Annotated in this window: 12 protein-coding genes; 3 read left to right on the top strand and 9 right to left on the bottom strand. The window is 62.8% G+C overall.

Annotated elements, in window-relative coordinates:
• Positions 1-903 (bottom strand): mandelate racemase/muconate lactonizing enzyme family protein (locus tag EOA36_RS12475; RefSeq protein ID WP_145969157.1); only part of this gene is annotated, 903 nt, incomplete at its 3' end.
• A gap of 59 nt (positions 904-962) precedes the next feature.
• Positions 963-1,850, bottom strand: coding sequence for a sugar phosphate isomerase/epimerase (locus tag EOA36_RS12470; protein ID WP_127277895.1), 888 nt, complete (start codon positions 1,848-1,850; stop codon positions 963-965).
• A gap of 400 nt (positions 1,851-2,250) precedes the next feature.
• On the opposite strand from EOA36_RS12470, the gene EOA36_RS12465 reads away from it, so the two are divergent.
• From EOA36_RS12465 to EOA36_RS12455, 3 genes are all read left to right on the top strand, one after another.
• Entirely contained in the window at positions 2,251-3,306 is a 1,056-nt protein-coding gene (locus EOA36_RS12465) for a sugar phosphate isomerase/epimerase (RefSeq protein ID WP_127277894.1), read from the top strand.
• A gap of 51 nt (positions 3,307-3,357) precedes the next feature.
• Positions 3,358-4,545 carry a Gfo/Idh/MocA family oxidoreductase gene (locus EOA36_RS12460; protein WP_127277893.1) on the top strand — a complete coding sequence of 396 codons (1,188 nt, stop codon included), beginning with the start codon at positions 3,358-3,360 and terminating at the stop codon, positions 4,543-4,545.
• A gap of 227 nt (positions 4,546-4,772) precedes the next feature.
• Positions 4,773-5,624, top strand: coding sequence for a sugar phosphate isomerase/epimerase (locus tag EOA36_RS12455; protein WP_127277892.1), 852 nt, complete (start codon positions 4,773-4,775; stop codon positions 5,622-5,624).
• A 162-nt stretch (positions 5,625-5,786) separates the two neighbouring features.
• Here the strand turns inward: EOA36_RS12455 and phnE (EOA36_RS12450) are convergent, their stop codons facing one another.
• The 7 genes from phnE (EOA36_RS12450) to phnL all read right to left on the bottom strand — a co-directional run bounded on the left by phnE (EOA36_RS12450) (position 5,787) and on the right by phnL (position 12,354).
• Positions 5,787-7,154 (bottom strand): phosphonate ABC transporter, permease protein PhnE, encoded by a 1,368-nt coding sequence (gene phnE / locus EOA36_RS12450; protein ID WP_127277891.1) that lies wholly within the window; start codon positions 7,152-7,154, stop codon positions 5,787-5,789.
• Between the two features lie 3 nt (positions 7,155-7,157).
• Entirely contained in the window at positions 7,158-8,114 is a 957-nt protein-coding gene (gene phnE / locus EOA36_RS12445) for a phosphonate ABC transporter, permease protein PhnE (protein WP_127277890.1), read from the bottom strand.
• 55 nt (positions 8,115-8,169) lie between these two features.
• On the bottom strand, positions 8,170-9,078 hold the full coding sequence (gene phnD / locus EOA36_RS12440) for a phosphonate ABC transporter substrate-binding protein (protein WP_127277889.1): 909 nt from the start codon (positions 9,076-9,078) through the stop codon (positions 8,170-8,172).
• 110 nt (positions 9,079-9,188) lie between these two features.
• Entirely contained in the window at positions 9,189-10,046 is an 858-nt protein-coding gene (gene phnC / locus EOA36_RS12435; RefSeq protein ID WP_127277888.1) for a phosphonate ABC transporter ATP-binding protein, read from the bottom strand.
• 129 nt (positions 10,047-10,175) lie between these two features.
• Positions 10,176-10,886: a DUF1868 domain-containing protein gene (locus EOA36_RS12430; protein ID WP_127277887.1), complete on the bottom strand. Its 711-nt coding sequence runs from the start codon at positions 10,884-10,886 to the stop codon at positions 10,176-10,178.
• 146 nt (positions 10,887-11,032) lie between these two features.
• Positions 11,033-11,650, bottom strand: a complete 618-nt coding sequence (locus EOA36_RS12425) for a DapH/DapD/GlmU-related protein (RefSeq protein WP_127277886.1) — start codon at positions 11,648-11,650, stop codon at positions 11,033-11,035.
• A complete protein-coding gene (gene phnL, locus EOA36_RS12420; protein WP_127277885.1) occupies positions 11,647-12,354 on the bottom strand; it encodes a phosphonate C-P lyase system protein PhnL in 708 nt (235 codons plus the stop codon). Before phnL ends, EOA36_RS12425 begins: the two co-directional genes overlap by 4 nt.
• Positions 12,355-12,520 lie beyond the last annotated feature (166 nt).

The raw sequence follows: 12,520 nt of genomic DNA, 5'->3' as shown, positions 1-12,520 counted from the left end.
CTTCATTGCCTCGCTGATGCCGCCGCAAAAGGCCGGATCCGGCTGGAAGATGTCGGCGGCCTTGAGCACGGCGAGGTCGCGAAAGGCATAGCGCGTCGCCTCGCTTTCGCCGGTGGCGATCGGAACGGCGCCGGCGGCGCGCACTTCGGCCATGCCCGGCTTGTCGTCGGCGATCACGGGCTCCTCGAACCAGGCGAGGTCGAGATCGCCGACGAGGTGGATGAAGCGCTTGGCTTCCGCCACGGTATAGGTTCCGTGGGCATCGACCATCAGATCGACATCGGGGCCGAGCGCCTGGCGTGCCGCGCGCACGCGAGCCGCGGAAATATGCGCGGCGCCATCCATGGCGCCCACCCGCATCTTCAGCGCCTTGAAGCCGCCCCTGGCGATATAAGATTTCAATTGCTCGCCGATGGCATCGGCCGACGCCCAGCCACCGGAGGCATAGGCCTGCATGCGATCGACCTTACGGCCACCGAGAAGCCGCCAGACCGGCTGGCCCAGCGACTTGCCCAGGATGTCCCAGAGCGCGATGTCGACGGCGCTGATGGCGGCGACGCTCATGCCGCGCCGCGCCAGCTGCGGCATGGCGTGGCCTGCGTGGGCGGCACTCTGGTGGCGCACGCCGTTGTAGAGCATTTCCCAGATGACGCCGATATCGGCCGGATCGCGGCCGATCAATTGCGGCCCGACTTCTTGGTTCAGCATATGGACGAGGGCGCCATAGCTGCCGGCACTGCCAGCCGCATTCTTGCCTTCGCCCCAGCCGACCAGCCCGTCATCGGTTTCGATGCGCAGGATGGCCGCGTCGAAGGTCGTCACCTGGCCGAAGTCGCTGCGATGCTGCTTCGCGGCTTCGATCGGGACGCGGACCCACCAGGCCTGGACTGTCTTGATGCGCATATTTTTCCCCAGCCCCGCCGCCGGCCAGGGCGGAAGGGCAAATTCCCAGAGGCGGTCGACTACTTGATCAGCGGCAACAGCGTTTCGGCGGTGATGCGCATCTGGTCGGTGTAGAATTTCTCGGTGAGGACGCTGGAGCCGTGATCCTGGATGAACTTCAGCTGCTCGGGCGAGATATCGACCGGGTGGCGCTCAACCATGTCGGGATAGGGTGCCGCCGGCGTGCGGTCGACCGGGGCGACGAACTCGTTGGTCAGCGCGCCGTCATAGCCGACTTCCTTCAAGGTCGCGACGATCCTTGGCCAGTCGATCTGGCCGAGGCCGGCGGCGAAGCGGTTGTTGTCGGCGACATGGAAGTCGAACAGGCGCTTTCCGACCTGCCGGATGGCGTCATGGACGTTAAATTCCTCCATGTGGAGGTGGTAGGCGTCGAGGCAGACGCCGCATTCGGGGCTCACCGCATCTGCCAGCGCCAGTGCCTGTGCGCCGCGGTTGAACAGATAGGTCTCGAAGCGGTTCAGCGGTTCGACGGCAATCTTGACGCCGACCTTCTTGGCGTGTGTGAAGCATTCGCGGGTCGCGTCGACGACCCACTTCCACTCCTCTTCCTCGGTGCCGTCCGGCACCACCTTGCCGACGGTTGCCGGAACCAGCGTGATGATCTCGCCGTCGAGTTCGCTGACCATCGTCAGCACGTCCTTGACGTATTGCACGGAGCGCTCGCGCTGGCCCTGGTTCCTGGCGGCGAGGTTGCGTTCGCCCAACATCAGGGTCACCGCGCCCCAGCAGCGGATGCCATGCTCCTTCAGCAGCGCCCGCGTCTCCTTGGTCTTGTACTGCGCGGGCTCGCCGGAAATCTCGATCGACTCATAGCCGAATTTCTTGATGCGCTTGAGCGTCGTCTCAAGGGGTTCCGCGCGCATCCAGTTGTGCGTCGAAAGATGCATGGTCTGTCCTTCCCAGATTCGTCCGTATGGTTTGCCTGCGAGATGCATCGCCGGAAGACGACGCAAGGGTTCCTCCCCAAGGCATCCCCAGCCTTTTCCCGCAAACTGGTTCGACCAATTGGGCCTGAAGCGAGGTCTACAGCAAATTCCCTGGAACGGCAAGAAGCGTGGAGACGCTACTTCCTGTGTGAATTATAACATTGATTGTATTGCGTTATGTGCCGATATTTTGGATATGCGGAGGGCTTTGCCGTGACATTGTCGGGCTTGACCAAAATCCCCCATTTGGTAATACCAGAATGGCCGTGCCTGTAAGGCGCCTGGTTCGAAAAGACCAAAATGGCTGGCCCTGCTTCCAATCGGCGCTATGCTTGGTCGCGACAAAATGAGGAGGATGCCGATGCCGACGACAATGAAGGGCCCTGGACTGTTTCTGGCGCAGTTCGCGGGCGACGCCGCGCCGTTCAATTCGCTGGCGTCGATCACCAAATGGGCCGCCGGCCTCGGCTACAAGGGCGTGCAGATCCCGACCTGGGACGCGCGCCTGTTCGACCTCAAGAAGGCGGCGTCTTCCAAGGCCTATTGCGATGAGGTGAAGGGCATCTGCACTGACGCCGGGGTCGAGATCACCGAACTGTCGACGCATCTGCAGGGGCAATTGGTGGCGGTGCACCCGGCCTATGACGCGCAGATGGATGGGTTCGCGCCGCCATCGGTGCACAACAATCCGAAGGCGCGGCAGGAATGGGCCGTCGAACAGATGAAGTTCGGTGCCAAGGCATCGCGCAATCTCGGGCTGAATGCCTCGGTGTCGTTCACCGGCTCGTTGGCTTTCCCCTACCTTTATCCTTTTCCGCAGCGGCCCGCCGGTCTGATCGAGGAAGCCTTCGGCGAACTCGGCAAGCGCTGGAAGCCGATCCTCGACGCCTATGAGGACAATGGTGTCGATGTCGGCTACGAAATCCATCCTTCGGAGGACGTGTTCGACGGGGCCACCTTCGAAATGTTCCTCGACGCCGTCGGCGGCCACAAGCGCTGCAACATCAATTACGACCCTTCGCACTTCCTGCTGCAGCAGCTCGATTATCTCGAATTCATCGACATCTATCACGAGCGGATCAAGGCGTTTCACGTCAAGGATGCCGAGTTCAACCCGACGGGCCGGCAGGGCGTGTACTCCGGTTACCAGAGCTGGACGAACCGTGCCGGCCGTTTCCGTTCGCTCGGTGATGGGCAAGTGGATTTCGGCGGCATCTTCTCCAAGCTGACGCAGTACAATTACGATTCCTGGGCGGTGCTGGAATGGGAATGCTGCCTGAAGCATCCTGAGGACGGTGCGGCCGAAGGGGCCCCCTTCATCCAGCACCACATCATCCGGGTGACCGAGAAGGCATTCGACGATTTCGCCGCGGGCACCACGGACAAGAAGCTGCTGCGCGCCATGATGGGAATTTGACACGGCTTTCGCTCCCCTTTGGGGAGGGTATTTCATACGAGGGAGAAAAATATGGTTGGCGCATCGAAGTCGGAAACGGGAGGCGGCCCGATCCGCTACGGCATGGTCGGCGGCGGGCAAGGCGCCTTCATCGGCGCGGTGCACCGGATCGCGGCGCGACTGGACAATGATTTCGTGCTCGTCGCGGGCGCCCTGTCGTCCGATCCGGCACGCGCCAAGGCCTCGGCCGCCGAACTCGGGCTCGATCCCTCGCGCAGCTATGCGTCCTACGCGGAAATGGCCAAGGCCGAGGCGAAGCGCCCGGACGGCATCGAGGCGGTGGCCATCGTCACTCCCAACAACGTCCATGTGCCGGCGGCCAGGGCTTTCCTCGAAGCAGGCATTCACGTGATCTGCGACAAGCCGCTGGCAACCACGCTGGCCGAGGCGAAAAAGCTTGCGGCGATAGTCGAAAAGACCGGCAAGGTGTTCGTGCTCACCCACAATTACACCGCCTATCCGATGGTGCGGCAGGCGCGCGAAATGGTGGCCAAGGGCGTGCTTGGCGACATCCGCATCGTGCAGTCGGAATATCCGCAGGACTGGCTGACCGAGGACCTCGCCGCCACCGGCCAGAAGCAGGCGTCGTGGCGCGGCGATCCCAAGCAGGCGGGGGCCGGCGGCGCGCTCGGCGACATCGGCACCCATGCCTACAACCTCGCCCGCTTCGTCTCCGGGCTTGAGCTCGACTCCCTGTCGGCCGATCTCGATGCCTTCGTGCCGGGGAGGCTGCTCGACGACAATGTCAACGTCATGCTGCGTTTCAGGCCGACGGGAAAAACGCATCCGGCCAAGGGCATGATCTGGGCGAGCCAGGTGGCGCCCGGTCATGAGAACGGCCTGAAGCTGCGCATCTACGGTTCGAAGGGCGGGCTGGAGTGGGTGCAGGCCGATCCCAACTATCTCTGGTACACGCCGTTCGGCCAGCCGAAACAGTTGATCACCCGCAACGGCGCCGGCGCGTTGCCGGTGGCAGGCCGCGTCAGCCGCGTTCCGTCAGGCCACCCCGAGGGCTATCTTGAGGGCTTCGCCAATATCTACCAGGAGGCCGCACGCGCCATCCGCGCGGCGCGGCGCAAGGGCGGCAAGCCGGCAAAGGATGTCGTCTTCCCGACCATTCAGGACGGCGTCGAAGGCATGGCTTTCATCGAAGCCTGTGTGAAGTCGTCGAAGAAGAATGGGGCGTGGACGAAGCTGTAAGGGGGGCCTGGCAAGCGCGGAATTCCCCCTCACCCGGATTGCCAACCGAATTGCGAAAAGCAATTCGGGGCAATCCGACCTCTCCCTGAGGGGAGAGGAGGTCGCTGGTGCCGGCGTCAGTCTCTTCTCCCCTCAGGGAGAAGGTGGCCGCGTAGCGGCCGGATGAGGGGGCTTGGCGCGAAGTTGGCGGGAACAACCAGCCGGCCTTGAAAATGGGGAGGGCGTCGATGAAAATCGGCATGTGCATGTTCTTGTGGACGACGGCAGTGTCGAAGAAGCACGAGCCATTGCTTCGCGACATCAAGGCCACCGGCTTCGACGGTGTCGAGATACCGATCTTCGCCGGGACGCCGGACGACTACCGGAAACTGGGCGAGCTGCTCGACCGCATCGGGTTGGAGCGGACGGCGGTTTCAGCGATGGGCGATCCCTCGATGAACCTGATCTCGGCCGATGCTGCAACGCGCAAGGCCGGTGTGGATTACATGAAATGGGCCATCGATTGCGCCGATGCGCTTGGCGCCCGCACGCTGAGCGGACCGCTGCATTCGACGCTGGGCGCCTTTTCCGGAACCGGGCCGACAGCCGCCGAGAAGAAGCGCTCCATCGCCTCGCAACGCGCCATCGGCGACCATGCCGGCAAGAGGAACGTCACCATCGGGCTCGAGGCGCTGAACCGCTTCGAATGCTATCTTCTCAACACCATGGCCGACTTGTCGGAGCATGTCGACGTCATCGACCGGCCGCACATCAAGGCGATGTACGACACGTTCCACGCCAATATCGAGGAGGCCGACCCGATCGGCGCCTATACGAAGCACCGCAGGAATGTCGTGCATATCCACATATCGGAGAACGATCGCGGCGTGCCGGGGCGCGGCAACATTCCGTGGAAAGAAACCTTCGCGGCGATCCGCAACAGCGGCTATGACGACTGGCTGACCATCGAGGCGTTCGGGCGCTCGCTGAAGGATCTGGCGGCGGCGACGAAAGTGTGGCGCGATTTTTCCGAGACGCCGGAAGCGGTTTATCGCGAGGGGTACAAGCATATCAGGGACGGGTGGAAGAAGGCGGCTTAGGCTTAGGGCACGTCGATATTCGGGTGAGGCCGGTCTGCAAATGCAGGGTTCCTGCGCTTCCGGTGCTCACGTACCCAAAAAGTACGCTCCGCTCCGGTTCTCGTAACCCTGCATTTTCGACTCGGCCTGACCCGAATCTCAACATGCCCTGAGGCGAGATCGTTATCCCTGCTGGGCCTGGATCCTATTGTAGTCGTGGATCGTCCGGCTCAACCTGCGGCGCAGGAAGTTGGATATGTTGTCGAAGATGAAGACGACGAGCAGGATCAGCAGCACCATGTAGAAGACGTTGGCCCAGTTGGAGTTGGTGCGCATCGCTTCCCACAGTTTCAGGCCAATGCCGCCGGCGCCGACCGCGCCGATGATGGTGGCGCCCCTGGTGTTGGATTCCCACTGGTAGAGGGTCTGACTGATGAAGATCGGGATCACTTCGGGCATAACGCCGTAGCGCTGCACCAAAAGGCCGTTGGCGCCGGTCGAAAGCACCCCTTCACGTGGCTTGTCGTCGATGTTCTCCAGACCTTCCGAATAGACTTTGCCGAGCGTGCCGATCTCGGTGAAGAAGATCGCGGCGCTGCCGGCCAGCGGACCAGGGCCGAAGGCGCGGGTGAAGAACAGCGCCCAGATCAGCATGTCGACCGAGCGCATGAAGTCGAAGAAGCGCTTGAGCCCCTGGCTGAGCACGCCGCTTGGCGTAATGTTACGCGCCGCGAAGAAGGCCAGCGGGAAGGCGACGATGCCGCCGAGCAGCGTGCCGAGGAAAGCCATGACGATGGTCTGCAGGAGCTTCGTCCAGACGTCGCCGTGCTGCCATTGGGCGTTGTTCCAGATGTTGTCGCCGGCCAGCGCGAGGTTCGAGGTGCCTGGTTTCAGCTCGGGTCCCGATATGATCAGCGAAATCACTTGCCCCACTGATTTGCCGAAGAAAGGCGAGCGTGTGTCGAAGACGAAGTTCGCCCAGCCGAGGAAGCGCTTGCGCATCTTGACCCGGTCGACGGTGACGCGCACCTCGCCGACAAAGCCCATCTTGGCGACCACCTCGTCATCGTGAACCGTCATCCAGTCGGGCACCGGACCCGAGACCACCGGCTTGCCGCCGGTCAGCGCCACCGGCACTGTCTGTCCATTGGCGACAATCGTCGCATAGGTCTTGTCGAAGGTGACGGATTTGGCCTGGCCGTCGATCCGCACGGTGAAGGACCCGTCGGCATTCTTGATCACCCAATCCGGATTGGGATTGTCGCCCAGTGCGGAGAAACGCGGATATTTGGGCATGATCTCCGGCTGGTCGAGACGGAATTCCGGCTGCAGGTCGTAGCTGATCCACTGCGTCAGGAAGAGTGGCAGCCGCTCCCAATGCGATTCACGCAATACCTGCGGCAGGCTGAAGAACCACAAGGCATAGACCAGATAGAGGAGAGTGCCAACGAACAGGAGCAGCGGACCGAAGCGCTTGTATGCCGGGCGCCGGAAAACCTGCGGGTGGCGCGCCTCGATCGACAGCATCTCCTCGGCGGTCATGGTCGCCATGATCTATGCCCCCATCATAAAGGCTTGTTCGCCGACCAGCTTGCGGCGAAGCCAGGCGGAAAATTGATCGATGATGAAGATGGTCGTGAACAGCAGCAACACCAGCGCCAGCGTCTTGGCGCCGAAGCCGCGCGAGATGGACAGCTTCAGCTCTTCGCCGATGCCGCCGCCGCCGACGGCGCCGATGATGGTCGAGGCCCGCACGTTGATCTCGACCCGCAGCAGCGTATAGGACACGAAATTGGGCAACACCTGCGGAAGGTCGGCGAAGCGCACCCGCTCGAACCAGTTGGCGCCGACCGCCGTCAGGCCTTCCTCGGCGCGCATGTCGATGTTCTCGTTGATCTCGTAGAACAGCTTGCCGAGTGCGCCGATCGAATGCAGGCCGATGGCGATTATGGCGGCGATCGGACCGGTCGAGACGATTGCCGCGAAGAGGCCGGCGATGACGATTTCCGGAAAGGCACGCAGCAATTCCATGAAACGCTTGACCACCAGCCTCAGTGCCGGATGGGGCGTCAGGTTGCGTGCCGCGAAGAAGGAAAAAGGCACCGCGAAGATGAAGCCGATGAAGGTCGAAACCAGCGCCACGTTCACCGTGGTCAGCATCAGTTCGAAATATTCGGGGACGTAGAAACCGCCCCAGACATAGACGCGGCCGAGCGGGAAGTTGAATTCCTGGGTGCCGGTATCACGCGGCGAGGCGATGTCGAACAGCGCTCGCCAGACGTCGTTCCAGTCTTTCGGGACCAGCCAGCTCAGGAAATCCAGTATGTGCGGCAGCCGGTCGAAGAAATGCCCGGCATTGGCTTCGTCGGCGAACCACATGCTGGAAAGCATCGCGGCAAGCAGGAGGCCGACGCCGAGCACGGTATAGAACCGGCGCAGCGACGTCTGGCGTCGCCAGGCATCGGCCGTCTGGTGAATGCCGTCGGAGGGGGCTGTCACGGAAAGGGTCATGATCGGAGATGCAAAAAGGGCGGTGTTTTGAACACCGCCCCTTCCGATTTCACCGTTAGCCGCCGATGGCTGCCTTACGGGCTTCGACGATGACGTTGTAGAAGTCGGGCTTCACCGGAACGTAGCCGGTAAAATCGCCGCCTTCGACGCCTTCGAAGCAAGCCTTGTCCTTCTTGGGCAGATCAGTGAAGAAGGCGGTCAGCTTGGCGGTCATGTCGTCGCCGAGCGCGGTGCGCACGACCAGCGGGCCGTTCGGGATCAGGCCCGAGCGCCAGACTTCGACGAAGTCGTTGGGGTCGACGGCGCCCTTGGCGACTTCCTTGTGGAAAGTGCCGGAGGTGTAGCCGTTCTTGAAGTCGCCGATGCCCGAGGAATCGTCAACCGCGACGTCGACCTTGCCATCACGCACGGCCAGAACGTTGTTTTCGTGGCCGCCATTGAACTGGGTCGAAGCGAAGAAGGTCTCGTTCGAAGCGCCGGTGTCCTTCGGAATCTGGGTCAGCGGGATCAAATAGCCGGAAGTCGAATCCGGATCGGCATAGCCAAGCTTCTTGTCCTTGGCCGACTTGATGTCGGTGATCCCCGAGGTCTTCAGCGCCAGGCCGATCGAATAATAGCCGGTGGCGCCGTCGGTCTGTTTGGTGGTGAGGATCGGGGTGACGGCTTTCGGGTCCTTCAGGACAACGCTGGCATAGCCGGAGGCGCCGAGTTCGGCGAAGTCGAGCGTGCCGCCGAGCAGGCCCTGGATGACGCCGTCATAGTCGGCGGCGGGAAACAGCGAAACCTTCTCGAAGCCGAACTCGGTCTTCAGGCGGTCGGCCAGGCACTGGTAGTTGCGCAGCCGGTCGGTTTCGTTTTCGCCGCCGAGAATGCCGACGCGAAATTCCTTCATGTCGGCGGCGTGGGCAATGCTGGTGGCCATGGCGAGCACCGAAACGGCGCCGAAAACCATCTTCCTGAACATTGATGTCTCTCCTGTAAGTTCCGGCCCCGCGCCGGCAGCGTTCTTGATCTTGACAAGTGCCCTTGACGCGGGCGGACGATCCAGGCGCTCGCTACTGGCCCGTAACGGGCTCAGTATCCCGGGAATGCGGGTTCGAGCGGTCCGGCGGATGCGGCGATTTTCTGCTTGAAGGCAGCGCTGGTGGAGGTGATGGTCTCCGATATCTCGCCGCCATTGCTGTCGGCGCCGTAGACAAGACGCACAGCTTCGCGGTTGAGCTCTTCGGGCGGCCCGTCGAAGACGACCTTGCCGGCGGCCATGCCGATGATGCGGTTGCAATAGGTGCGGGCGGTATCGAGCGTATGAAGATTGGTGACGACGGTTATGCCTTCGCGCAGATTGATGTCCTGCAACGAATCCATCACCACCTTGGCATTGAGCGGGTCGAGCGAGGCGATCGGCTCGTCGGCCAGGATCACCCTGGGCTGCTGCATCATGGCGCGGGCGATGGCGACCCGCTGCTGCTGTCCGCCCGACAGGGTGCCGGCGGGCTGAAGTGCGGTGCGGGCGATGTCGAGCCGCTCGAGCGCGGCGACCGCTTCCGCGCACTCGGCGCGCGAAAACATGCCGAGAAGGTTGGACAGGGTCGAACGGTGGTTCAATTTGCCGAGCAGTACGTTGGTCAGCACGTCGAGGCGCGGCACCAGGTTGAATTGCTGGAAGATCATGGCGCAGTCGCGCTGCCAGCGGCGCAGCGGCGACCCGCGCAACCGGGAAACCTCGGCGCCGTCAAAAAAAATCGACCCCTGGCTGGGGTCGACAAGACGGTTGATCATGCGAAGCAGAGTTGATTTGCCCGCGCCCGAACGACCAATGACACCAACCATCTGCCCCTGCGGGATCGAGATGTTGACGTCGCTGACGGCGGTGTTCTTGCCAAATCGTCGGCTGACACCGCGGATTTCGAGCGTGGCAGAGCTTGCTGACATGGGCTGGTTCCAGTCCGGTCCATATTGATCGTCAGGCACTCGCCTAACGCAGCCACATGAACCTGCCATGTCGCCAGCATGTCAGTTTTGTTACGCTCCACAGATACGACGGCCGCGTCCTGCTGGCGATCAGCCGAGCACCAGCAATTCCTCGAAGTGCTTCATGTCGCGGAATGCGCAGAAGGCGGGCGGCTTGATCTCGATCACCGGGGCCTCCCGGCCGAAAAGCGCCAGGCTCTCATCGAACAGCGCCTGCCAGGCAGCAGCCCTGTCGTCGGCGAGACGCTGGATCTGATAGGCGAAGGTGATGTGGAAGACGTAGGCGTCATGGTCGGGGTGCCGGTAGCCGAACGGCACAGCCAGTGCATCGCGCCATGCACGCATGATGCGCACATCCTCGTCGGTCGCGCCGGCAACGGTGAGGCCGCTCGGCACGATCTCGACCACCTTGATATTGAACGGGCCGGCGCCCTCGAAACCTCTCAGGCGCTCCAGATAGAGGCGGGTCATGGCGTCGATGCCGGTGTCGAGCGGAACGTCGCGCGGCCAGAAGGGCAAGCGGCGGCGATATTCGATGATGCCCTGGAACAGCGTCATGTGCAGGCTGGAAACCGGCGTGAAGGCGAGGCGGTCGGCGTCCGGCATCGCCATCATCCGATCGCGCACAGCAAACACAACGGCTTCCGATGGTGAGCCGCTGACCAGATGGCTGACGACGGTATTGCCGGGTTCGATCAGGAAATTGCCGGAAGTGTCATAACGCGTGCCGAGATGTGTCGGCGGCATCGGATTGGAGCCGGCAAAGAATCCAGCGAGCGAGGGTCTGACAGTGTCGGGCATGGAGATCTCCTTGGGAGATGGCGTCCTGTCCGAGTCCTGTGTCAGGGATATGAACAGGACCGCCATATGACGATGATGTGAGCGGCTATGTCTCTTCACCTGACACAATTCCAGGAAAACCGGTTCTCCCTTTTCCTGGAATTGTCCTATCCCTCGTACTTCTCCAGGAACGCCTCGGCGGACAGTTCGCGGAAATCGTCGAGCGAGGCTCGCAGCCTGGCATGGTCCCAATCCCACCAGGCAAGCGCCTGGTAGCGTTCGGCGGTGCGGCGGTCGAAGCGCTCGCGGATCGGTTTGGCCGGCACGCCGGCGACGATGGTGTAGGGCGCGACGTCCCTGGAGACGACCGCTCCGGCGCCAACGGCGGCACCGTCGCCGACGGTCACGCCAGGCAGGACGGTCGAGCCGTGGCCGAGCCAGGTGTCGTGGCCGATGTTGACGCGCTTGGCGCGACGTTCAGCGAAGAATTCGCTCTCATGCTCGGCGTCATCCCAATAGTCCGACGCGCGGTAGGTGAAGTGGTGCAGCGTCGGCCGCCAGGTCGGATGGTTGGTGGCGTTGAGGCGCACGCTTGCCGCGATGTTGGCAAACTTGCCGATGGTCGCGCACCAGACGGCGCAGTCCTGCATCATGTAGGAATAGTCGCCGAGTTCGCTTTCCGACACCCGGCTGCGGTCGGCGATCTCGGTCCAGCGGCCGAGCGTCGAGTTGTGCACCTCCGCTGAGGGGTGGACCAGCGGCGTCTCCGACAATTTCCTGGTCATGCGGCGAGTTTTCCCGGGGCGAAGGCGGTGACGTCGATGATGCGGTCGGCCACCGCCTCGCGCACATCGTGGTCGTGGAAGATGCCGAGCAGGGCAACGCCGGCCAGCTTCTTGGCGGCGATGAGTTCGATCACCACGTCGCGGTTGGTGGCGTCGAGCGATGCGGTCGGCTCGTCGAGCAGCAGGATCGGATGCTCGGTGATGAAGCCGCGCGCGATGTTGACGCGCTGCTGCTCGCCGCCGGAGAAGGTTGCCGGCGGCAGCATCCAGAGTTTTTCCGGCAGGTTGAGCTGGGCCAGCAAGGCGCGGGCCTTGGCTCGGGCGGCCTCGCGCTGCTCGCCGCGTTCGACCAGCGGCTCGGCGACGACATCGAGAGCCGAGACGCGCGGCACGGTGCGCAGGAACTGGCTGACATAGCCGATCGTTTGCCGGCGAACGGAAAGCACGGTGCGCGGGCTGGCATGGGCGAGATCGATCAACCCGTCCTCGTGCGTGACGATGATCTGGCCTTCGTCGACGGCGTAGTTGCCGTAGAGCATCTTCAGGATTGAGCTCTTGCCGGCACCGGAGGGGCCGCCGAGCACGGTGCATTCTCCCGCCTTGATGGAGAAGGAGACGCCGGAGACGACAGGCAGTTTGATGCCGTCGCGCAGATGCATGGTGAAGCTCTTGGCGACGTCGGAGACAACGAGAGGAGTCGGCATCAGAAGGTTCTCCAATTGTCGTAGGTCGGCGGGAGGATACGGTGTCCAGCCGATAGATGGGTAACAGATTGAACCGGATACATAGGTAACAGTTCTCCCCCTATGCATCCGCCGCAGCGCCAAGCGGTTTGGTTGGCGCGGCGCTGCGGCGGACGAGCTTCATACG

This window comes from Mesorhizobium sp. M8A.F.Ca.ET.021.01.1.1 (genome assembly GCF_003998025.1).
Lineage (GTDB): Bacteria > Pseudomonadota > Alphaproteobacteria > Rhizobiales > Rhizobiaceae > Mesorhizobium.
Note: the sequence above shows the minus strand (reverse complement) of the source record. Positions and strands in the feature narration are given on the sequence as shown.